Annotated in this window: 17 protein-coding genes; 4 read left to right on the plus strand and 13 right to left on the minus strand. The window is 72.1% G+C overall.

The window, feature by feature from the left end; genetic code table 11:
• Positions 1–3: 3 nt before the first annotated feature.
• From ACIBKX_RS30400 to ACIBKX_RS30410, 3 genes are all read right to left on the minus strand, one after another.
• Positions 4–1,374, minus strand: a complete 1,371-nt coding sequence (locus ACIBKX_RS30400; RefSeq protein WP_363277096.1) for a class I SAM-dependent RNA methyltransferase — start codon at positions 1,372–1,374, stop codon at positions 4–6.
• Positions 1,375–1,512: 138 nt separating this feature from the next.
• Positions 1,513–3,561 carry an APC family permease gene (locus ACIBKX_RS30405; protein WP_363277095.1) on the minus strand — a complete coding sequence of 683 codons (2,049 nt, stop codon included), beginning with the start codon at positions 3,559–3,561 and terminating at the stop codon, positions 1,513–1,515.
• A 61-nt stretch (positions 3,562–3,622) separates the two neighbouring features.
• Positions 3,623–5,953: an MMPL family transporter gene (locus ACIBKX_RS30410; RefSeq protein ID WP_363277094.1), complete on the minus strand. Its 2,331-nt coding sequence runs from the start codon at positions 5,951–5,953 to the stop codon at positions 3,623–3,625.
• Positions 5,954–6,141: 188 nt separating this feature from the next.
• Here ACIBKX_RS30410 and ACIBKX_RS30415 point away from each other — a divergent pair, with 188 nt between their 5' ends.
• From ACIBKX_RS30415 to ACIBKX_RS30430, 4 genes are all read left to right on the plus strand, one after another.
• Entirely contained in the window at positions 6,142–6,474 is a 333-nt protein-coding gene (locus ACIBKX_RS30415) for a winged helix-turn-helix domain-containing protein (RefSeq protein WP_363277093.1), read from the plus strand.
• Positions 6,474–6,713 carry a hypothetical protein gene (locus ACIBKX_RS30420; RefSeq protein WP_363277092.1) on the plus strand — a complete coding sequence of 80 codons (240 nt, stop codon included), beginning with the start codon at positions 6,474–6,476 and terminating at the stop codon, positions 6,711–6,713. The genes ACIBKX_RS30415 and ACIBKX_RS30420 overlap by 1 nt, the downstream gene beginning before the upstream one ends.
• Before the next feature lie 135 nt (positions 6,714–6,848).
• Entirely contained in the window at positions 6,849–7,514 is a 666-nt protein-coding gene (locus tag ACIBKX_RS30425) for a TrkA family potassium uptake protein (RefSeq protein WP_363277091.1), read from the plus strand.
• Positions 7,514–8,191 carry a TrkA family potassium uptake protein gene (locus ACIBKX_RS30430; protein ID WP_363277090.1) on the plus strand — a complete coding sequence of 226 codons (678 nt, stop codon included), beginning with the start codon at positions 7,514–7,516 and terminating at the stop codon, positions 8,189–8,191. The genes ACIBKX_RS30425 and ACIBKX_RS30430 overlap by 1 nt, the downstream gene beginning before the upstream one ends.
• Before the next feature lie 71 nt (positions 8,192–8,262).
• On the opposite strand, the gene ACIBKX_RS30435 is transcribed toward ACIBKX_RS30430, so the two are convergent.
• From ACIBKX_RS30435 to ACIBKX_RS30480, 10 genes are all read right to left on the minus strand, one after another.
• Positions 8,263–9,003 (minus strand): DUF3159 domain-containing protein, encoded by a 741-nt coding sequence (locus ACIBKX_RS30435; protein ID WP_363277089.1) that lies wholly within the window; start codon positions 9,001–9,003, stop codon positions 8,263–8,265.
• A gap of 3 nt (positions 9,004–9,006) precedes the next feature.
• Positions 9,007–9,405 carry an OB-fold nucleic acid binding domain-containing protein gene (locus ACIBKX_RS30440; protein ID WP_363277088.1) on the minus strand — a complete coding sequence of 133 codons (399 nt, stop codon included), beginning with the start codon at positions 9,403–9,405 and terminating at the stop codon, positions 9,007–9,009.
• A gap of 89 nt (positions 9,406–9,494) precedes the next feature.
• A complete protein-coding gene (locus ACIBKX_RS30445; protein WP_363277087.1) occupies positions 9,495–10,178 on the minus strand; it encodes a response regulator in 684 nt (227 codons plus the stop codon).
• Positions 10,179–10,210: 32 nt separating this feature from the next.
• A complete protein-coding gene (locus ACIBKX_RS30450) occupies positions 10,211–12,754 on the minus strand; it encodes a sensor histidine kinase KdpD (RefSeq protein WP_363277086.1) in 2,544 nt (847 codons plus the stop codon).
• Between the two features lie 181 nt (positions 12,755–12,935).
• The gene (locus ACIBKX_RS30455; protein ID WP_363277085.1) at positions 12,936–13,616 is read right to left on the minus strand and encodes an ABC transporter ATP-binding protein; all 681 of its coding nucleotides are present in this window, start codon (positions 13,614–13,616) and stop codon (positions 12,936–12,938) included.
• 75 nt (positions 13,617–13,691) lie between these two features.
• Positions 13,692–14,918 (minus strand): alginate lyase family protein, encoded by a 1,227-nt coding sequence (locus tag ACIBKX_RS30460; RefSeq protein ID WP_363277084.1) that lies wholly within the window; start codon positions 14,916–14,918, stop codon positions 13,692–13,694.
• Between the two features lie 91 nt (positions 14,919–15,009).
• Complete coding sequence (locus tag ACIBKX_RS30465; protein WP_363277083.1) at positions 15,010–15,921, minus strand: ABC transporter ATP-binding protein; 912 nt, start codon at positions 15,919–15,921, stop codon at positions 15,010–15,012.
• The gene (locus ACIBKX_RS30470) at positions 15,914–18,688 is read right to left on the minus strand and encodes a hypothetical protein (protein WP_363277082.1); all 2,775 of its coding nucleotides are present in this window, start codon (positions 18,686–18,688) and stop codon (positions 15,914–15,916) included. The genes ACIBKX_RS30465 and ACIBKX_RS30470 overlap by 8 nt, the downstream gene beginning before the upstream one ends.
• Positions 18,685–21,927: an ABC transporter permease gene (locus tag ACIBKX_RS30475; protein ID WP_363277081.1), complete on the minus strand. Its 3,243-nt coding sequence runs from the start codon at positions 21,925–21,927 to the stop codon at positions 18,685–18,687. The genes ACIBKX_RS30470 and ACIBKX_RS30475 overlap by 4 nt, the downstream gene beginning before the upstream one ends.
• 110 nt (positions 21,928–22,037) lie before the next feature.
• Complete coding sequence (locus tag ACIBKX_RS30480; RefSeq protein WP_399376512.1) at positions 22,038–22,691, minus strand: potassium-transporting ATPase subunit C; 654 nt, start codon at positions 22,689–22,691, stop codon at positions 22,038–22,040.
• Between the last annotated feature and the right edge of the window lie 5 nt (positions 22,692–22,696).

Here is a 22,696-nt window from a genome sequence, read left to right on the forward strand (position 1 = left end):
AGGTCACCGCCCCTTCTCGGCAGGCTCCAGAATCGCCACGCACTCCACATGATGAGTCATCGGGAACAGATCAAACGCCCGCAGCGTCCGCACCTTGTACCCGCCCTCCCGGAAATACCCCAAGTCCCGTGCCAGCGCCGCCGGATCGCATGCCACGTAAGCGATCCTCCGCGCCCCAAGACCCGTCAGGTGACGCACCGTCTGCTTGCCCGCGCCCGCGCGGGGCGGGTCCAGGACGATGAGGTCCACCTCCGTGATGCCCGTGCGCGGCAGCGTCGACTCGACCTTGCCCTGTTCGATGCGGACGCGGTCGAAGGAGGCGAGGTTGTGGCGCGCGTCCTCCACCGCTCGCTTGCCCGACTCGATGCCGAGTACCGCGCCCTTCTCGCCGACCCGGTCCGCGATGGCGCCCGCGAACAGGCCCACCCCGCAGTAGAGGTCCAGCGCCGTGTCGCCCTTACGGGGCGTCAGGCCCTGCATGACGGCGAGCATCAGGGTCTCCGCCGCCTTCGGGTGGACCTGCCAGAAGCCGCCGCTGCCCACGCGGTAGGTGCGGCCGTCGGCGCGCTCTCGGACGAAGGGGCGGCCGTGGACGCGGTGGATGCCGCCGTCCTTCTCCTCCACCCGCATCACCGAGACCGGCTTGTCCAGCTCGACCAGGGGGAGCCGCGCGCCCGGCTTCGGTTCCAGGATCACCTGGCGGTCCTGGGATCCCGTCGCCGCGATCGCCTCCACCGACGCCATGCCGGACCAGTCCTGCTTCTCGATGCCCAGCTCAGTGACGCCCGGCGCCGCGATCATGCAGTGCTCGATCGGCTCGACCTCGTGCGAGCGGTGGCGGCGCAGGCCCGCGTTGCCGTCGGGGTCGATCGCGTACTGGACACGCGTACGCCACTGCGGGACCTCGCCCGGCGGGAGCTTGTCGCCCTCCGCCGGCATGACCGTGCCGTCCCAGCCGGCCTCCTCCGGGGTCAGGCCCGCGAGGCGCGAAAGCTGCTCCGCGATGACCTCGCCCTTGAGGCGGCGCTGCGCGCCCGGCTTCGCGTGCTGCCAGTCGCAGCCGCCGCAGCGGCCGGGACCGGCGTACGGGCACGGCGCCTCGACGCGGTCCTTGGACGCCTCCAGGATCGTCACCGCGTCCGCGCGCAGGAAGCGGGAGTCCTCGCCGCCCTCCGTCACGCGGGCGACGACCTTCTCGCCGGGCAGCGTGTGGCGGACGAAAAGGACCCGGCCCTCTGCCGTGCGGGCGACGCAGTGGCCGCCGTGGGCGACGGGGCCGACCTCGACCTCGTACTCCCGGCCGACCAGGGACTCCTCCCCCGACGCGCCCCTCGACGCGTCCCCAGCCTGCGAGTTCTTCGGTTCTGCCTGCATGGCGGGGTGACTCCACAACGTAAAAGGGGATCGGACGGCACAAGGACAGCGCAACGGCCGGACAACAGCCCACCAGTCTACGTGGGTGTCGCCCGGCCGCTCGCCAACGGTCCGGAGGGTGACGTCAGCTCTTGCCCGTCAGCTCTTGTTCGTCGGTTCCTTTGCCCGCTTCTCCACCGGGCCCCGCCGCACCGAACCCGGCGCGTTCCACTCGGACCGCTTGCGGGCCCGCTTCTTCGCGGCCTCGGAGGACTCCAGCTGGTAGGGGACCGACGTGACCATCACGCCCGGCGTGAAGAGCAGGCGGCCCTTGAGGCGAAGGGCGCTCTGGTTGTGCAGCAGATGCTCGTACCAGTGGCCGACCACGTACTCGGGGATGATCACGCTGACCGCGTCGCGCGGGCTGTCGCGGCGCAGGTTCTTCACGTAGTCGATGATCGGCCGGGTGATCTCGCGGTAGGGCGAGTCGAGGATCTTCAGCGGCACCGTGATGCCGCGCTTCTCCCACTCGGCCTTGAGCGCCTTGGTCTCCGCCGGGTCGACGTTGATGCTGAGCGCCTCCAGGGTGTCCGAGCGCATCAGCTTCGCGTACGCGAGGGCCCGCAGCGTCGGGCGGTGGATCTTGGAGACCAGGACGATGGAGTGGACCCGCGAGGGGCGCACGCTGTCGTCGGTGGGCGTCTCCGGAGCGGCGATCTCCTCGGCCACGCGGTCGTAGTGGCGGCGGATCGCCGACATCGTCGCGTAGAAGATGCACATGCCGAGCAGCGCGACCCAGGCGCCGTGCGTGAACTTCGTGACGAGTACGACGACCAGGACCAGGCCCGTGAAGAAGGCGCCGAAGGTGTTGATCGCCCGGGAGCGGATCATGCGGCGGCGCTTGTTGGCGTCCTTCTCGGTGCGCAGATGGCGGTTCCAGTGCCGGACCATGCCGATCTGACTGAGCGTGAAGGAGACGAAGACGCCGACGATGTAGAGCTGGATCAGCCGGGTCGAGTCGGCTCCGTAGACGAAGACCAGGAGCGCGGCCGCGCCGGCCAGCAGCACGATGCCGTTGGAGAAGGCGAGGCGGTCGCCGCGGGTGTGCAGCTGGCGCGGCAGATAGCGGTCCTGCGCGAGGATCGAGCCGAGCAGCGGGAAGCCGTTGTACGCCGTGTTGGCCGCGAGGAAGAGGACCAGCGCGGTGGCCGCGGCGAGCACGATGAACAGGAAGCTGCCGTTGCCGAAGACGGCCTCGGCGACCTGGGAGATCACCGGGTTCTGGACGTAGTCGCCGCCGACCGCGACGCCCTTGTCGATCAGGTCGTGCGCGGGGTTCTCGGCCATCTTGACGTCGGTCGCCATGGCGAGGCCGATGATGCCGCAGAACATGGTGACCGCGAGACCGCCCATGAGCGCGAGCGTCGTGGCGGCGTTCTTGGACTTCGGCTTGCGGAAGGCCGGGACGCCGTTGCTGATCGCCTCGACGCCGGTGAGCGCCGCACAGCCGGAGGAGAAGGCCCGCAGGAGAAGGAAGACGAGCGCGAAACCGGCGAGGCCCTGGTGTTCGGGCTTGATCTCGAAGTCCGCGGTGGGCGCCTTCATCGTGTCGCCGAGGACGATGCCCCGGAAGGCACCCCACGCGATCATGATGAAGACGCCGGCCACGAAGACATAGGTCGGGATGGCGAAGAGCTTGCCCGACTCCTTCACCCCGCGCAGGTTCATCAGCGTGAGCAACACGATGACGATGACCGCGCAGAGCACCTTGTGCTCGACGACGAACGGGATCGCCGAGCCCAGGTTCTCGATGCCCGAGGAGATCGACACCGCCACGGTCAGGACGTAGTCGACCAGCAGCGCGCTGGCGACGGTGAGTCCGGCCTTGGGGCCGAGGTTGGTGTTGGCGACTTCGTAGTCGCCGCCACCGCTCGGGTAGGCGTGCACGTTCTGGCGGTACGACGCGACGACCGTGAACATCAGCACGACGACCGCGACGGCGATCCAGGGACTGAAGTGGTACGCCGACACACCCGCGATGGAGAGGACGAGGAGCACCTCTCCCGGCGCATAGGCCACGGAGGAGAGCGGATCGGACGCGAACACGGGGAGAGCGATGCGCTTCGGGAGGAGAGTTTCTCCGAGCCGGTCGCTGCGCAGTGCGCGCCCGATGAGGATCCGTTTGGGCACGTCGGTCAGTTTGGACACGCAGAGGATCGTAAGCGTTCGAATGGGTGCCCGCCCACCCACCACCCCCTAACTGCTCCGGTTAGCCACGATGAGCCACCCCCTGCCCGGAGGCGTGCCCGGGGACCGGCGCGGGGAACGGGCGCTGATCGGCGGCCGTCGACGCCCCGTACCGCTGGGCCGCGAGCGTCTCCGCACGCCGGATCGCACGCGACGGCCACCAGGTGGCGCGGCCGAGGAGCAGCAGCGCCGCGGGCAGGATCATGACGCGGATCACGAACGCGTCGAGCAGCACGGCCACCGCGAGCACGAAGCCCATCTGCTTCATCTCCAGGATGTGCAGCATCACGAAGCTCGCGAAGACGGTGACCATGACGATCGCGGCGCTGGTGACGACCTTGGCGGAGGACGCGATGCCCTGGAGGACGGCCTGCCTCGTGGGTACGCCGTTCAGCGCGGCCTCACGGATCCGGCTGACCACGAAGACCTGATAGTCCATCGAGAGCCCGAAGAGGATCACGAAGAGGAAGAGCGGCACGCGCGACGAGATGCCGCCGAGCGAGACGAACGACAGCAGTTCCTCGGCCCACTGGCCCTGGAAGACCAGGACGAGCAGTCCGAGCGCGGACGCGGCGGAGAGCAGGTTGAGCACGATGCCGAGGAGTCCGAGGACGACGGAACGGAACGCGTAGACCGTCATGGCGAAGGTCATCAGGAGCAGGAAGCCGAGGACGAGCGGCAGCTTCTGGTTCTGGTGCTCCACGTAGTCCATGCCGCGGGGCACCTCGCCGGTGACGGCGGTCTCGACGCCGGGCAGCCGGTCGACGGTCGCGGGGAGATAGTCGTCGCGCAGGTGGCGCAGCGAGTCCTCGGCCTTCTTGGAGTACGTGGGGTGCGTGGTGTTCAGCTCCATGGTGGTGGTCCTCAGGTCCTCTGAGGAGCGGAGGACCGGAGCACCGGAGGTGTCCGCGAAGAGCGGGTCGGCCTGCGCCTCGCGCCGCAGCTTCCCCAGCGCCTCGCGTACGTCGGCCGCCTGCGAGGCCTCCGCCCGGACCACCACGACATGCCGGACGCGCTGCTCGGGGAAGGCCTCGAGGAGCCTGTCGTACCCCCGCATCTCCGGGATCTCGCGCGAGAAGCTGTCCCGCGCCGGGTTCTTGAGGTTCAGGTTCAGCGCGGGGAGCGCGAGGCCCAGCATGACGAGGACCGAGAGGCAGAGGGTGAGCGCGGGGTTCTTGCGGGCGGGCGCGAGCAGCGCGTCCCAGACCCGGCCGGGCTTCTTCTCCCCGTACACCGCCGCCTCGTGCGCCGCATCTCCGTACGCCGCTTCCCCGTGCGCCGCTTCCCCGTACGACCGTACCGACTTGCCCCGTGCGATCCGCTTGGCGGCGCGGCGCTCGGCCCGGCGGCCGAGCTTGACAAGGAGCGCCGGCAGCACGGTCACGGAGCTGATCACGGCCACGGCGACGACCAGGATCGTGCCGGTGGCGAGGGAGTCGAAGATGACGTCACCGGCGAGGTAGAGCGCGGTGGTGGAGACGATCACGGCGAGCCCGGAGACGACGATCGCGCGGCCCGCCGTCGCGGCGGCGGCCTCGATCAGGGCCTCGGAGGTGAGCCGGCCGCCCGCGCGGGCCCGCTCCTCGCGCTCGCGCTTGAGATAGAAGAGCGTGTAGTCGACGCCGACGGCCATGCCGATCAGCAGGATCATGCTCATGCCGACGCCGGTGTCCGGCAGCAGATGCGACGCGACCATCGCCAGGCCCATCGTCGCCATGATCGAGGTGACGGCGAGCAGCAGCGGTACGCCGACCATGACGACCGAGCCGAAGACCACGGCCAGCGTGATCAGCGTGATCGGCAGCGTGATCGCCTCGGAGAACTGCAGGTCCTTGTCGCGCTGGCCGTCGACGCCCTTGCTCACGGAGGCGTCGCCGGTCTCCTCGACGACCAGGCCGGGGTGGGCCTTCGCGACCTGGGCAGTCTGCTCCTGGAGCGGCGGTACGTGCTCCTGGTCCTCCTGCTCGGAGCCGTGCAGCTCCACCTTGACCCGCAGGACGCCGCCGTCCTCGGAGCGGACCGGTGCCGCCACCGAGGCGACCTCGGGCAGCGCCTTCATCCGCGCGGTGACGTCCTTGACGGCCGCGTCCGCCGCCGCCTTGTCCAGCGCGCCCGACTCGGCGCGGATCAGCACATGTTCCGTGGACCGCAGCGGGACTCCGCCCTCGGTCGCCAGCTGCTCGGCCCGGCCCGCCTCGCCGACGCGGAAGTCCTCCGCGGTCGCGCTGTTCATGCCGGCGGCCATGCCCGCGCCGAGGCACAGCACGACGAACACCAGCCAGCCGATGACCGCGCGCCATGGGTGCAGCGCGCTCCATCGGGCCACGCGCACCGTGACCGATCGCTTCCTCATGACCAACCCCCTCAACATCAACTCCGTCATGTGTAAGTGGAGACTGACAGGTGACGGAAGGAACCGTCAACTGTCATAGGGATGAGGACGAGGCAGCGAAAAATGGGGGACGGATCGGGGTTTGACAGCCGATCCCGCCATGCGTAAGTCTTGGCTGACAGGTTTCGGGACCAGCGCGAAGGCGGGCCATGGACAGCGAAGAGCTGCTCGCCTTCCTTGCCGCGGTCGGCCATGCGCAGCGCATCCGGATCATCACCGAGCTCGCCGAGGGCCGGCTGTACGTCAGCGAACTGGCGCGGCGGCTCGGCGTGTCCCGTCCCCTGCTCTACATGCACCTCGAACGCCTGGAGAAGGCCGGCCTCGTCGTCGGCCACCTGGCACTCTCCGACGACGGCAAGGCGCTCAAGTACTTCGAGCTGGCCCCGTTCGACGTGCGGCTGAACCTCCAGACGATCCTCGCGGCCGCCCGGCAGGACACCCGGCAGGACGCGGAGCACGAGAACTCAACAGAGGGGTCCTGATGGACGACGTGATCATCCCGGTCGCTTTCTTCCTGATACTCGCGGGTGCGGTCGTCGCCGTCGCCTACTTCCAGTCGCAGCGCAACCGCGAGCGCGACCGGCAGTACGCGGAGGCCATGCAGGGCTACCGCGAGGCCGTCGAGCGCGCCAGGTCCGAGCAGGAGGCGAACCGGCTGCAGCTCGTCGAGCTCGGCCACCGTCTGGAGAAGGTCGAGAGCCTGCTGCGCAGCGTCGACTGAGCACCCGCCGGTGACAGCCGCCCCGTGCACAGGGGTGCCCCGCACGGACCGCGCGTGTGTAGCTTGGGCGTCGGTCTGAGACGCTTTTACCGTTCAGCCTGAGCAAAAAGTATTGACACAGCCGGAAGGACGGGCGTGCACATCGTCATCATGGGCTGCGGGAGAGTCGGATCCGCTCTCGCGCAGACCCTGGAACAACAGGGGCACACGGTCGCCGTGATCGACCAGGACCCCACCGCCTTCCGCCGCCTGGGCTCCGGCTTCGGCGGCCGCCGCGTCACCGGCATCGGCTTCGACCAGGACACCCTGCGCGAGGCCGGCATCGAGGATGCGGGCGCCTTCGCCGCCGTCAGCAGCGGCGACAACTCCAACATCATCGCCGCCCGGGTGGCCCGCGAGATGTTCGGCATCGAGAACGTGGCGGCCCGTATCTACGACCCGCGGCGCGCCGAGGTCTACCAGCGCCTGGGCATCCCCACCGTCGCCACGGTCCGCTGGACCGCCGACCAGATGCTGCGCAGGCTGCTGCCCTCCGGGGCCGAGCCGCTGTGGCGCGACCCCACCGGCGGCGTACAGCTCGCCGAGGTGCACGCCTCCGACTCCTGGATCGGGCACAAGATCAGCCGCCTCCAGGAGGACACGGGCGTACGCGTCGCCTTCCTCACCCGGCTGGGCGAGGCGATGCTGCCGACCTCCCAGACGGTGCTGCAGGAGGGCGATCTGGTGCACGTGATGATGCGTTCGGACGAAGTGGAAAAGGTCGAAGCGGCGTTCGCCGAAGGCCCCGAGGAAGGTCACTGATGAGGGTCGCCATTGCCGGAGCGGGCGCGGTGGGCCGGTCCATCGCCGGTGAGCTCCTGGAGAACGGGCACGAGGTCCTTCTCATCGACAAGGCGCCGACCGCCATCTCGGTCGAGCGCGTCCCGCAGGCCGAGTGGCTGCTCGCCGACGCCTGCGAGATCACCTCCCTGGACGAGGCGGCGCTGCAGCGCTGCAACGTCGTGATCGCCGCGACGGGCGACGACAAGGTGAACCTGGTCGTCTCGCTCCTCGCGAAGACCGAGTACGGGGTGCCGCGGGTGGTCGCCCGCGTGAACAACCCGAAGAACGAGTGGCTCTTCAACGAGTCCTGGGGCGTCGACGTCGCGGTCTCCACGCCGCGCCTGATGTCCGCGCTCGTCGAGGAGGCGGTGAGCGTCGGCGATCTCGTACGGCTGCTCCGCTTCAGCCACGGCGACGCGAACCTCGTCGAACTGACGCTGCCCCCGGAGTCCGCCCTCGCGGGCACGCGGGTCGGCGACGTCCAGTGGCCCGAGGACACCTCCCTGGTCACGATCATCCGCGGCACGCGCGTCCTGGCGCCGACCGCGGACGACTCCCTCGAGGCGGGCGACGAGCTGCTGTTCGTGGCGGCCCAGGCCCGCGAGGAGCAGCTGGAGGACCTGCTGTCGGTGCGCCGGGAGGACGCGGCCAGCTAGTCGCTTCTGGTACGTGAATGGGGGCGCCCGGGATATCCCGGGCGCCCCCATTCACGTACCGAAGAGTGCTGCTAGGCCTCGTTGCGGTGCTGACCGGCGGAAGCCTTCCGCTCCTCTTCCGCCTTCTCCGCCGCTTCCATCTCCGCGAAGACGTCGATCGGCGGCGGCGCCTTCGCGAGGAACAGCCACGTCAGGTAGACGGCGAGCAGGAAGGGCGGGATCTTCAGGGCGACGAGGACCCAGCCGAACTGCGTCGTGTCCGCCCACCAGTACAGCGGGAAGAGGATCGCGCACTTGGCGAGCAGGATCAGGCCCCAGGCCCAGCTCGCCTTCGCGTACGCCTTCTTGCGGCCGGGGTTGCGGGTGCGCCAGGAGAGGTTCTCCTTGAAGACCGGGCCGAGGATCAGGCCGATCAGCGGGACACCCGCGAGGGTCGTGATGATGTAGGCGAGGGCGAGGCCAAGGGTGTAGAGCATGCCCGGCAGATAGAAGTCCTTGGCGTTGCCGGTCATCATCGCGAAGACCACGCCGAAGGCCACACCGAAGACGCCGCTGAAGGCGTGCTTGACGGTGTCCTTCATGACCAGGCGGACCGCCACGAGCACCAGGGACACCGCGAGGGCCGCGATGGCCGACATGTGCAGGTCCTTGTTGATCGTGAAGATCGTCACGAAAAGCAGGCCGGGGACGACTGTCTCCACCATGCCCCGGACGCCGCCGAAGGCCTCGAAGAGCGCGGCCTCGGTCACGGCTCTGGAGTCGGCGTCCTGATCCGTGGCTCCCTGGTCCGTCGGCTTGTCGAGGGACGTCACCGGCTACTCCCGTCCGAGGGGTCTGAGTTCGTACTTGGGGTTGAAGAGCACCCGGCGGCCCCGGCTCATCGAGATCCGGCCCGACGCGATCAGCTTGCGCCCCGGCTCTATCCCCACGATGGAACGCCTGCCGAGCCACACCACGTCCAGCGCCGCCGAGCCGTCGAAGAGCTCCGCCTCCAGGGCCGGGACCCCGGCGCGTGGCCGCAGGGTGACCGTGCGCAAGGTACCAGTAACCGTCACTATCTGGCGGTCCTTGCAGTCTCCGATACGGGTGCATCCAGCCGTCGCGGAGTCCTCGCGCAGCTCTTCCGACTCCAGGTCCTCCTGGGAGGAGGACAGCCGGTCGAGCATGCGCCGGAAACGGCCCGCCGGCTTCTCTGAACCAGGAACAGCACTCATACAGGAAGCGTACCGGGGGTCGCCGACAGCGCCGCAATGGGTGCGCTCATCTGTGCTTATGCCCGCTCAGTCCCGGTCCGACCCTTGACTCATCGCTCGAACCTGTAACCCATCCCCGGCTCCGTGATGAAGTGCCGCGGATGCGCCGGGTCCGCCTCCAGCTTGCGGCGGAGCTGGGCCATGTAGACGCGCAGGTAGTTCGTCTCCGTGCCGTACGAGGGCCCCCACACCTCCTGGAGCAGCTGCTTCTGGCTGACCAGCCGTCCCGTGTTGCGCACCAGGACCTCCAGCAGATGCCACTCGGTGGGCGTCAGGCGTACGTCGCGGCCGTCCCGGTTGACCTTCTTGGCGGCCAGGTCGACCGTGAAGTCCTCCGTGTCCACCATCACGTCGTCCTCGCCCGCGCCGACCGGCTCGGCCCGGCGGATGGAGGCGCGGAGGCGGGCCAGCAGCTCGTCCATGCCGAACGGCTTGGTCACGTAGTCGTCGGCCCCCGCGTCGAGGGCCTCCACCTTCTCGTCCGAGCTGTGCCGCGCGGAGAGCACCAGGATCGGGACGCGCGTCCAGCCGCGCAGCCCCCGGATCACCTCCACGCCGTCCATGTCGGGAAGACCGAGGTCCAGCAGGATCACGTCGGGGTGGCGTGCGGCGGCGAGCTGGAGCGCGGTGGCCCCGTCCGGTGCGGCGTCCACCTCGTACTTGCGCGCCTTGAGGTTGATCACGAGGGCGCGGACGATCTGCGGCTCGTCGTCGACCACGAGCACCCGGGTCATGCGTACCTGCCTTTCCGGCTTCTGGTTCGGGGTCACGAGGTGACCTGGGGGGAGAGATCCGGGCGGACCGGCGGCCGGTCCGCCGCCGCCCGCAGGGTGAGGACCATGGTGAGACCGCCGCCCGGGGTGTCCTCGGCCTCGAGCGTGCCGCCCATGGACTCGACGAAGCCGCGGGCGACCGCGAGGCCCAGGCCGACGCCCGCGCCCCGCGGAGCGTCACCGTAGCGCTGGAACGGCTCGAAGATGCGCTCCTTGGCTCCATCCGGGACGCCGGGGCCCCGGTCCACCACCCGGACCTCGACGCGGGAGCCGAGCGCGCTCGCGGAGACCAGGACGGGTTCGGCGTCGGGGCTGTACTTGACCGCGTTCTCGACGATGTTGGCGACCGCGCGCTCCAGGAGCCCCTTGTCGACGGCGACCATGGGCAGCGTCTCGGGGACGTCCAGTTCCGCGCTGCCGTCCGGTACGCCGCCGAGCGCCATCGGGACGACCTCGTCCAGGTCGATCTCGCGGATCAGCGGGGTGACCGTGCCGGTCTGCAGGCGCGACATGTCCAGGAGGTTGCCCACCAGGTGGTCCAGGCGGTCGGCGCCGTCCTCGATGCCCTCCAGGAGCTCGGCCTGGTCCTCCTCGGACCAGGAGACGTCGTCGGAGCGCAGGGAGGTGACGGCGGCCTTGATGCCCGCGAGCGGCGTACGCAGGTCATGGCTGACGGCGGCGAGCAGCGCGGTCCTGATGCGGTTGCCCTCGGCGAGGGTGCGGGCCTGGTCGGCCTCGGACTGCAGGCGCTGGCGGTCCAGGACGACGGCCGCCTGCGCGGCGAACGCGGCGAGCACCCTGCGGTCCTCGGCGGGCAGCACCCGGCCGGAGAGCGCGAGCGCCATGTGGTCCCCGACGGGCATGTCCACGTCCGCGTCCTCGGGGCGGCCGAGCGGCTGGGGGCCGACACTGCCCGCGGAGGTCCAGGGCGCCACGTCGCTCTCGCGCTCCAGGAGGGCCACGGACTCCATGCCGAAGGTCTCGCGGACCCGCTCCAGGAGGGCGTCGAGGGACGTCTCGCCGCGCAGCACGCTGCCGGCGAGGAAGGAGAGTATCTCCGACTCGGCGCGCAGCCTGGCGGCCTGGTGGGTGCGGCGTGCGGCGAGGTCCACCACGGAGGCGACGGAGATCGCGACGCCCACGAAGACGATGATCGCGACGATGTTCTTGGAGTCGGAGATCGTCCACAGATGGAGCGGCGGCGTGAAGTAGTAGTTCAGGAGCAGCGAGCCGAACGCCGCCGAGGCCAGGGCGGGCAGCAGCCCGCCGAGCAGCGCGGCCGCCACCGTGAGCGTCAGGAACAGGAGCATGTCGTTGGCGAGCCCGAGGTCCGCGTCGACATGGGTCAGGAGCAGGGTGAGGAGCGCGGGGCCGCCGACGCCCACCAGCCAGCCCCAGATGATCCGGGACGTGCCGAGCCGTGCCCCGCGCGCCACGGGCAGCCCGCGCCCCTTGGCGACCTCGTCGTGCGTGACGATGTGGACGTCCAGGTCGGGGCCTGATTCGCGGGCCACGGTCGCGCCGACGCCGGGCCCGAAGATGTACTGCCAGGTCTTGCGGCGCGAGGAGCCGAGGACGATCTGGGTGGCGTTGACGCCGCGCGCGAAGTCGAGCAGCGCGGCCGGTATGTCGTCGCCGATGACGTGGTGGAAGGTGCCGCCGAGGTCCTCGACAAGGGTCCGCTGGACGGCCAGCTCCTTGGGCGAGGCCGCGGTGAGGCCGTCGCTGCGGGCTATGTAGACGGCGAGGATCTCGCTGCCGGAGCCCTTGGCCGCCATCCGGGAGGCGCGGCGGATCAGCGTGCGGCCCTCGGGGCCGCCGGTGAGGCCGACGACGATGCGCTCACGGGCCTGCCAGGTGGAGCGGATGTTGTGCTCGCCCCGGTACTGCTGGAGGTACTCGTCGACCCGGTCGGCGACCCAGAGGAGCGCGAGTTCGCGCAGGGCGGTGAGGTTGCCGGGGCGGAAGTAGTTGGAGAGGGATGCGTCGATGCGGTCGGGCTTGTAGATGTTGCCGTGGGCCATGCGCCGGCGCAGCGCCTCGGGCGACATGTCGACCAGCTCGATCTGGTCCGCGCGGCGCACCACCTCGTCCGGTACGGTCTCGCGCTGGCGTACGCCGGTGATCGACTCGACGACGTCGCCGAGGGACTCCAGGTGCTGGATGTTCACGGTCGACACGACGTCGATGCCGGCGGCGAGGAGTTCCTCGACGTCCTGCCAGCGCTTGGCGTTGCGCGAGCCGGGGACATTGGTGTGCGCCAGCTCGTCCACCAGGGCGACGGCGGGTGACCGCTCCAGGACGGCGTCCACGTCCATCTCGGTGAAGAGGGTGCCGCGGTACTCGAGCTCCTTGCGGGGCAGCTGTTCGAGGCCGTGCAGCATCACCTCGGTGCGTGGCCGGTCGTGGTGTTCCACGAAGGCGACCACGCAGTCGGTGCCGCGCTCGATGCGGCGGTGCGCCTCGGAGAGCATCGCGTACGTCTTGCCGACGCCCGGTGCCGAACCGAGGTATATCCGAAGCTTGCCGCGTGCCATGGCCCCATTGTCTTCCCGAGACTGCGCTGTACGCAGTGCCGACTCCGTTCCGTGCGCAGGGCCGGCTCTGTACGCAGCGTCGACCTTACGGCCAACAATTCCCGCAAAAGGGACGAGGGGGCGCGGGGCGACGCTCCTTGACACAACCCTGATGTGCTGGTGGGCGCCCCGGCTGCGGCGTTCAGTGCTCCACGATCTCGCCGTCGCCCAGTTCCAGGACCCGGTCGGCGAGGTCGAGCAGCGCCGCGTCGTGCGTGGCGACCAGGGCGGTGACGCCCTGGCTGCGGACGACTGCGCGCAGCAGCTCCATCACCGCGAGTCCGGTCTCCGCGTCGAGTTGCCCCGTGGGTTCGTCGGCGATCAGCAGGGACGGCTCGTTGGCGAGCGCGCGGGCGATCGCCACGCGCTGCTGCTGCCCTCCGGAGAGCTCGCCCGGCCGCTGCTCGGCGTGGTCGGCGAGGCCCACGAGGGCGAGCAGCAGGGCGACCCGCTCCGCGCGTGCGCGTGGCTCGGTCTTCTTGAGCCGCAGCGGCACCCCGACGTTCTCGGCGGCGGTGAGGATCGGGATGAGCCCGAAGGACTGGAAGACGAAGCCGACGCGGTCACGGCGCAGCTCCAGGAGGCCGTCCTCGTCGAGGCCCGCGAGTTCGAGCCCCTCGACGGTGATCTTCCCGGCGTCGGGGGTGTCGAGCCCGCCGACGAGGTTGAGCAGGGTGGTCTTGCCGGACCCCGAACGCCCCTTGAGGGCGACCAGCTCGCCGCGCGGGACGGTGAAGGAGACACCGCGCAGGGCGTGCACGGCGGCTGGACCGCTGCCGTACGAGCGGTGCAGGTCCTCGACGACGACGGCACTCCCGGTCATCCGCGCTCCCCCGTACGGTCCTGTTGAGCCGGGCGCCAGTATGTGCACCGGGCGCCCGGCCCGACAAGGTGCGGATCAGCTGGGGTTGCCCGCGTGGGTCAGCGTCTCCCAGGCCACGAAGAGGTTGTTGGAACCGGCGGGGCGGTTCTGCTCCGTGAGCTTCTGGGTGTTGGTCATCGGCAGCCCCATGCGGCCGTGCAGGGCGTTGTAGCCGACCTCCGTGACGGGTCCGAGGCCCCGGTCGACCGAGCCGCCGCAGAGCCAGTTCGGCGGCGCCTCGCCCAGCTCGTACCTGGCGTGGAAGCCGAGGCCCTGGCGCAGCCGCTCGCCCACGTCGGTCTTGTAGAGGTCGTCGCCCTGGATGCGGCTGGTCTCGGCGACGTGCGAGATGGCGGAGAGCCCGTATCCGGTGTGCGTGAAGTCGCGGCAGGTCTCCTGGCTGAGCCCGGTGACGAAGGTGCCCTGCCCCTGCCAGTACTTGACGATCTTCTCGCGGGTGTCCAGGTTCTGGCTGGGCACGGTCTTCGGAAGCGCGCCGTCGGACTCCAGGTAGACGTAGGCGGCCGTACGCGTACGGAACTTCGCCATGGCCTTGTCGTACGACCCCTTGTCCTCGAGGAAGACGGAGATGCCGACGGCGGCCTCCATCATCGACAGCTCCCAGTTGCCGTTGGAGTTGGAGCCGTTGATGATCTCGGGCAGATAGACGTTCTTGAGCATCGTCGCGAAGCGCCCCGAGTTGGCCCAGCCCCCGGTGTACGTGTGCTTGATGATCTCGGCGGCCCTGGGCCAGGACGAGCCCGCCCAGCCGGTCTGCAGCGGGGCGTTGCTGTTGGTGTGGTCCTTGATGGTGCCGGACCAGGCGTCCATCAGCTCGATGGACTTCTTCGCGTAGCGCTCGTCACGGCTGATGTACCAGGCCAGGGCGGTCGTGTACGCGGCTATCGCGTCCTCGCGCTCGTCGGTGCAGCCGTAGTTGGGGTCCGAGTAGGAGCCGCATTCGACGACCGCGCGGGGCTTCGGTGTGCGCGACAGGGAGGCGTACCTGCTTCCCAGCATCTGGTCGTAGGCGCCCTTCCAGGGCTGGGCGCCCGCGTTGACCTTCTCCCTGGTGAAGTCGAGCTGGCCGCGGGAGACGGCGACTCCGGGGTGGGCGAAGGTGCTCGGCGCGGCGTCGGCGCGCTCGGCGCCGGGCCAGGCGAGGGCGGTGGCGACCAAGGCGGTCACTACGGAGGCGACGGCAACCAGGACGGTGGTGCGACGTCTGCGGCGGTGACGCACGGGTGTGGGGGTGTCGGCCATGCGAAGGGCCATCCATTCTCGTATGTGAACTTCAAGTGCCTTTCTGAACACGCGTGTTGGCCCGTGACCATAGGTACGGACCAGCCTTCCGTCAAGGCGTGGAGTCACCCCAGACCCCGATGTGGTCCGTCTCCTCCGTGAGCCGCACCCGCCCGCGCAGCCCATAGCGCTCGACGTACTCCCGCGGCAGCTGCAACCGCCCCGCCCGGTCCAGAACCGTGAACTCCTCCCCCGTACCGCCCCGTTCGCGCAGCGTCTCCGTAGACGTACGGCCGTCCCGTATGCGCACCGTGCGGCGGACCTGCCCGGAGACGAGCGGATCGTGCGTGACGACCAGGACCGTCGCGCCCAGCTCCTCGTTGGCGCGGCGCAGCGCGGCGAACACCTGCTCGCCGCTCGCCGTGTCCAGCTCCCCGGTGGGCTCGTCGGCGAGCAGCACGCGCGGCCCGTTGGCGGTGGCGACCGCGACGGCGATCCGCTGCTGTTCGCCGCCGGAGAGCTCGGCGGGCCGCCGCTGTGCGCAGTGCGCGACGCCGAGTACGTCCAGGAGTTCGGCGGCCCGCTTCAGCCGCCTGCGGCGGGGCACGCGCGCGTACTTCATCGGCAGCGCGACGTTCTCCGCCGCCGTGAGGTACGGCAGGAGGTTGCGCCCGGTCTGCTGCCAGACGAAGCCGACGGTGTGCCTGCGGTAGCCGAGGCGTTCGCGGCGCCCCATGGCGAGCAGGTCGTGGCCCGCGACCCTGGCCCGTCCTGCGGTGGGGAGATCGAGTCCGGAGAGGATCGAGAGCAGGGTGGACTTGCCGGACCCGGAGGCGCCCACGAGGGCCACGCACTCTCCCTCGCGGACCACCAGGTCCAGCCCCTGGAGGGCCTGCACCTCCACCGCGTCGGTGCGATAGACGCGTACGACGTTGTCGCAGACGACCAGGCCCTCGTCACCGGCGGGAGCGCGGGCGGCGGTGGCCCGCGCCTCCAGTTCGGCGAGTTCAGTCGGTTCAGTCATCGGTTCTCCCCAGTCGCAGGACGGCACCGAGACCGCGGCGCCGTCCGAGCCATGTCTCCACGCCCACCGCGACGGCCACCAGGGCGAGGGTCCCGGCGGCCGGCACCACGGTGAACGGCGCGTCGGTCCGCAGGGCGGGCGCGGTGGGCCCACCCGTGAACTCCCGCAGGTCGAGGGCGGGTCCGAGCAGCCCGGGCAGGGTCAGACCGAGCGCGACGCCGCCCGCCACGGCCGCGAGCACCAGCGGCAGCAGCTGGAGCAGATGCAGCCCGGCGGTGGCCCGGCCGCCCATCCCCAGGGTGCGCAGCCGGGCGGCGGTGCTGCCGCGCGCCGGGGCGGACAGCAGCAGGTCGAGCACGAGGGCGAGCAGCGCGAGGAGCACGGCAAGGGCGGTGCACGCGGTGTGGGCCGCGGTGACCGCCGCGACCAGGCTGTCCTCGTCGGCCTCCGCCTGCTCCTCGGCGCGGATCCGCAGCTCTCCGGCGCCGGTGCCCGGTGCGGTGCGCGGGACGACGGAGCGCAGCCGCTCCGGGTCCAGGCGGGGCCCGTACAGGAGCAGCGCGGACTCCTCGAACTCGCTCGCGTCGAAGCCCTTGAGGTATCGGTTGTCGGTGAGCAGGAGGCGCTCCCCGGACTCGTCGGCGGCGCGTACGGGCCCGAGCGCGGGGTCGCTCTCCACGGCTTCGGGGAGTGCGCCCACGACGCGCAGCCGCCGCTCCTTGCCGTGCACGGTGGCGGTGAGCGTCTCGCCCGGGCGGGCCGCGTCGGCGAGCACCCGGATGTCCCCGCCGCTGTCCCCGCCGCTGTCCGCGCCCCGGCCGATCCCCGCGTCGAGCAGCGCCCGCGCCGCCGGTGAATCGCCCGCCGCGGACCGGAGTTTCACGGCGTCGACGCCGATCAGGCTCGCCACCCCGTACCGCCCGCCGTCCCGCCCGCTCATAGGGTCGACCCGCAGCTGCCGCACCGTCGCCGTATCGCGCACTCCACGCGCGCGTGCGAGCCGCCCGGCGGTGGCGGGATCCCGCGCCGCCCCCACGAAGGCTGCGTCGGCGCCCGCCCGCCAGGCCGCCGCGTCCCGCCGCCCCTCCGTCAGCGTCCCCGCGACCAGACCGCCGAACACGGCACCGGCCAGCGTCACCACCAGGACGAGCAGCGCGAGCGCCCGCGCGGGAGCGTCCTTGGCGGCACGGGACAGCGCGATGAGGACCACGGCGCCGCGCCACCGGGCGGCCCAGCGCGCGACGAGGCGCACCGGCAGCGGATAGAGCCGCGCGAGCACCACCACCGTGGCGAGCCCGAGCAGCACCGGCACCGCGGCGAGCAGCGGATCGTCGCCCGCGCCACCCGCGGTGCCACGGGCCCGCAGCGCGAAGACACCCCCGGCGGCCACCAGCACCACGCCCGCCTCGGCGACGACACGGCGGCCCCCGCCGGGCCCCCCGCCGGGCCCGCTGTCCCGCGCGCGGAGCAGCGCCCGGTCCCGCAGGGCCCACCAGGTGAGCAGGGGCAGCAGCAGCCACGCGCACAGCGCGACGAGCAGCCCGCGCCCGTACGCCGACGACGCGCCCGGCAGCGCCGAAGCGGCCGCGCAGCCGCCCGCGAATCCCAGGACCGCGGCCGGCGCCGTCCAGAGCGCGCGCCCCAGGGCGATGCCCGCCGCCGACGCCCCACGCGCGCGTTGCAGCCGGTGCGCGTCAAGCCCGCGGCGCACGGACAGCAGCCCGGCGGCCACGACCGCGGCGAGCCCCACGGCCGTCACCGAGGCGAGCGCGAAGGAGATCACGACGCTCGCCTGCCGCCACTGGCGCTGGAACTCGGCCAGGGTGTCCGGGAGTTCGGTGGCGCTCTCCACCTCGGCTGCCGGGTGCGGGCCGAGGGCGCAGGGCAGGCCGCCACCGCCGAACATCGGGGCGCCGCAGGTGACGCCGCGCACCGCCTCCGGATAGCGCAGCATGAGGCGCTCGAAGTCGCGCTGCCCCTGGTCGCCGACGAAGCGCGCGGCGTCCGCGCCGAGGTCGAGCCGCATGCCCCAGATCACGGTGAGCGGGGCCAGCGACTGGTTCTGCAGCTCTTCGACGCCGCGCGGCGCGACGAGGGCGCCCGCGAACCGCGCCGCGCCGTCCGCGCCGTCCCCGCCGCCGCGCGGATCCCGTGCCGTCCGCGCGAGCAGCGGCTGCTCGCGCCAGAGCCGCCGCCCGTCGTCGGCCGCGAAGAACCCGACGACCCGAGCCGGGGCGTCCACGGCCGGCAACGTGCCGGGCCCGAGCCGGAGTTCCTGTCCGATGCGCAGGTTCAGCTCGTCACGGGTGCGGGTGGAGACGGCGATCTCGACCACGCGCCCGCGCGCGGCGGGCGGCCTTCCCTCGGCGTAGGCGCCACGGGGCGGCGCGTCGGAGGCGTACACGAGGGACAGCGCCGTGCCGTCGCCGGTCCGTACGGCGGGCAGCGCGATCCGGGTGGAGTCGCGGACGAGGCTGCCGCGCAGGGTGGCGGGCGCGGCGTTCTCGATGACGGTCGAGACCCCCCGGAGGTCGGCGCCGAGCGCGCTCGTCCCGCCGGGCCGCTCCTCCGCCGGTTCGAACCGGATGCTGTGGGTGATCCCGGGCGCCGCCCGCTGCTCCCGGTCGAGCCGCGAGTCCAACGCGCCCCCGGAGGCCCGCTCGAGCAGCCCGGGCCCGGCGACGACGACGCCACTGAGCACGGCGACGAGCACCGCGAGACACCCGAGCAGCGCCAACTCGCCCCGCAGACGCCCCAACCGCCTCATCCGTCCTCCCCCGCCCGCAGCACCCGCCCCAGGTCCACCCGCGCCAGCATGCGCGCCGCGCCGCTCACCACCGCGCAGATCACCGCCGTCACGGCTGCGGCGACCAGGCAGACCCGTCCCCAGGGGACCTCCGTGAGCAGGCCGGGGAAGACGGGCTCGCCCGTGGCGTCCACGGTCACCACCGGCATGATCACGACGGCGAGCCCCGCTCCCAGTGCCGTGCCCAGGAGTGCCGCCACGCCGGCCAGCGTCAGCTGTTCGGTCCACAGGTACGCGGCGAGCTGTGTCCGTCGTACGCCCAAGGCCCTCAGGAGCGCGAACTCCCGCCCCCTGGCGCGCGCCGAGAGCACCGTGTGCAGGGTGAAGGCGATGACGGCGAACGCCGGTGCCAGCGCGAGGCACAGCACGAGTCCGGCCCGCGCGCCGCTCCGCAGGGGGTCGTCGCCGAGCGCCACGCGCGCGTGCGGCACATCCACGGCCGTACCGAGCCGCGGCCGGTCCCGCACCGCCTGCCACGCGGCACCGGCCTCGCCCTGCCCGGCCCGCGCCCACCACACGCTCTCCGCGCCCGGCAGCGCCCCGCTCAGCACCAACTGGGCGGCGATGGCCCGCGAGTCGGCGAGGAGCCGGGGCCGGTCCCGCGCGACGCCCGGCACCGCCGCGATCCGCCCGACGATCCGCAGCCGTGCGTCACCGCCCGTGCCGCTCCGCACCGTCACCGTGTCCCCGACCCGCACCGCCCCGGAGTCGAGCAGCGTGTCGTCGGCGAGCGCGGGCGCGGCGGGGCGCTGCTCGGCGCTGTCCGTGCCGAGCCGGACGCTCCACGTCGGGTACTTGAGCCGTGTGTCGGGCCCCCGGAGCACGGCGTCGAGCAGCACGCCGGCTCCTGGCCGGTCGCCGCAGAGCACGGGCCCCGGCGCCTCCCCCATCGCCCCGCGTGGCCGCTCTGCGTCGGGGCACCCCGCCCCGTAGCGGTCCGGCGCGTCCGTGCGCAGGTCGTGCCAGCGCGCCGCCTCGGTGAGTCCGGGCACCCCGTCGACCCGGAGCCGGTAGGTGCGCCGCACCGTCTCGCCCACCATGCTCAGGTCGATCTGCAGCACACGTACGCCGCCGGAGCGCACCGGCACCTTCAGCGGCACCGTCCGGGAACCACCTTCTTTAAGAAGTACGGCACTTGAGTGGACGAGGCCGTCGTCGTCCTCGAAGAAGACGGTGAGCCGGACGGGTACGGCACGACCGGGCCCGTCGGCGGAGAGCCGTACCCGGAGCGGCAGTTCGCCCGCGGGCCGGGCAGGAGCGACGGCGAGCCCGTGCGGGGGAATCCCCTTCCCGAGCGGCGCGACGAGCTCCCGCACCGGCCGGTCGGCGAGATCGCCCCGCAGCGAAGGCACCGGACCACGCCCGGTGTTGATCCCCGTGACCGCCACCGCGTCCTGCCCGACATAGCCCTCCGTGGTCACCACGGGCGTCACGGCGGTGATCCCCGGAAGCCCGCCGTACGCCACGCGCCGCTCCCCCGAGGGCACGCTCTCGCCCGGCTCGATCCGCAGATCGGCGCCCACCTGGAAGGCCGCCTGGTCCGCGTCCCCCCGGTCGAGGATCGCCAGCGCGGTGCTGCTGAGCGCCGCGACGGCGAGCGCGAGCGTCACCACCAGGGCGGGCCCCGCGTGGCGCGCCGCCCGCCGCCCGATCTGCAGGGCGCCGAGCGGCAGCACGAGCCCCTTGCCGCGCCGGGCCAGCGGGTCGGCGCCGCGCGCGAGCAGCGGCAGCAGCCGCAGGACGAGCAGCGCGGCCGCGGTGGTCATCACCACGGGCGCGAAGACGAGCACGGGGTCGACGCCGCCGCTCGTCACCGGCGACCGGTACTGCCGCAGTTGCAGCCACCCGAGGACCGCCACCGCGCCCAGCGCCACATCCGCCCCGACCCGCTGCGCGCCCGCGAACCGCCCCACCCGCAGCCGCAGCCGGCGCACCGCCCGCCGGTCCCGCACCGCCCGCGCCGTCGGCAGCAGCACCGCGGCTCCGTGCACCAGGACGGCGAGCGCGGCGGCCACCCAGGCGTCGGTGACCGCGGCCGCGTCCGGTACGCCGCCGTGCAGCAGCCCGGCCGCTTCGAGCAGCCGGAGCAGCGGCCCCGCGAGAAACGGCGCGGCGATCCCCGTCGGCAGGGCGACGGCAGCCCACTGCGCGCCCGCCGACATCATGAGGCGGCGCGTCCCCGCGCCCCTGGCCGCCAGCAACACCAGTTCCGGGCGACGGTGTTCGGCGAGCTGACGCCCGGTGAGCACGAGCGCCGCGACCGCGAGGGCGGCGAGCAGCGTGGCCGGCACATACAGCCCCGCACGGGCCACGGCGACGGGCGTCGTCAGCCGGTCCAGGACCCTGCGCAGCCCGGCGGATACGGTCAGATCGGCCGCGGGCCCCTTGCCGCGCAGCACGGAGAGCGAGGCGTCGCTGCCGCCGAACTGCCGGGCCCGCTCCGCGAGCGGGCCGATGTCACCGAGCCGCAGCCCCCGCGCCTCGGGCACCCCGAGCCACACCGCGCGGGCGTCCCGCGCGAGCACCGGCCGCGCCGTGAACGCGGCGCGCGGCACCAGCGCGATGGAGTCGGCGGTCCCGAACGTGCTGCTCAGCGCGGCCCACACCGCGGGCGCGTGCCCCTCGGTCGCGTAGAGCCCGACCACCCGCAGCCGCACCGGCCGGCCTTCGCCGCCGCCCACGCGCAGTTCGTCACCGGTGCGCACCGCGAGTTCGGCCGCGAAGGCCTTGGTCAGCACGGTCTCCACGGCGCCGTCTCCCAAGCCGCCGCGCGGCCACCGGCCGGCCACCAGATCGGCCTGCTGCCGGGCTCCCTCCAGCGCGACCACGGACGCGGTGGCGTCCTCGCGGCGGCGTCCGCCGGCCTCGGTCACGGTCAGCTCGTCGTTCCGTGCCGCGGGCGCCCGCAGCGCGAGCCGGGTCCGGTGGGGCACGTCTCCGTAGACGCGGTCCACCGCGGTCCGCACGTCCGCGTCCCATTGCCGTACCCGGTCGGCCTCGTGGCGCCCGGCGACCTCGACGACGGCGTCGCGGTCCGCGGCGAGGCGTTGCCGTACGCCGCCTTCGACCGCCTTCTCGGTGAGCGCGGCGAGCGCTGCGAGGACCGTGGCCGCGAGCAGCACGGCGAGCCCGGCGGCCCCGAGCACCATCCCGTGATACCGGCCGCTCCGCACCACGGCGGGCACGCGCCGTCCGCTCACCGTACCGGTCTCCCCCCGCGTGACCGGCACAGTATGGACGTACGCGAATGTGGCCCGCAATGCTCCGGAAGGACCGGATCACCGCGGGCCACACGGGAGTTGAGGCATCGTCACCCCTTGTCGGCGACGAGCTCCTTGAGGGCGACGTTGAGTTCGAGGACGTTCACGCGGGGCTCCCCCATGAAGCCCAGGATCCGCCCGTCGACGTGGTCGGCGACCAGCTTGTCGACCTGCTTCACGTCCAGGTGGTTCTTCTCGGCGACGCGGTGTGCCTGGAGTTCGGCGTACGCGGGCGAGATGTGCGGGTCGAGGCCCGAGCCCGAGGAAGTGACGGCCTCGGCCGGCACGTCGGAGGGCTTGACCTTGAAGTCGGCCGTGGAGTTGTCCTTGACGACGGCCGCCTTGGCGTCCTTGACCTGCTTGATCAGGTCCTTGTTGTCGCCGGCCAGGTTGGTGGCGCCGGAGAGGATCAGCTGGTACTGGGTGTTGACGCTGTTCTCGCCGAGCCCGTTGGACGGGCGGGGCTGGAACCACTTCAGGTCGGGCTTGCCGTCCTTGGTGAGATAGGTCTGCCCGATGAGCGACGAACCGACCACCTTGCCGCCGGACTTGATCTCCGAGCCGTTGGCCGTGTCGTTGAAGGCGACCTGGGCGATCCCGGTGACGGCGAGCGGGTAGATGACGCCGCAGATCACGGTGAGCACGATCAGGGCGCGCAGGCCCGCCGACAGCAACCGGCCGGTGTTTCGTACGGAGTTGTTCATGGCCG

The organism is Streptomyces sp. NPDC050658 (assembly GCF_044457025.1).
Taxonomy (GTDB): domain Bacteria; phylum Actinomycetota; class Actinomycetes; order Streptomycetales; family Streptomycetaceae; genus Streptomyces.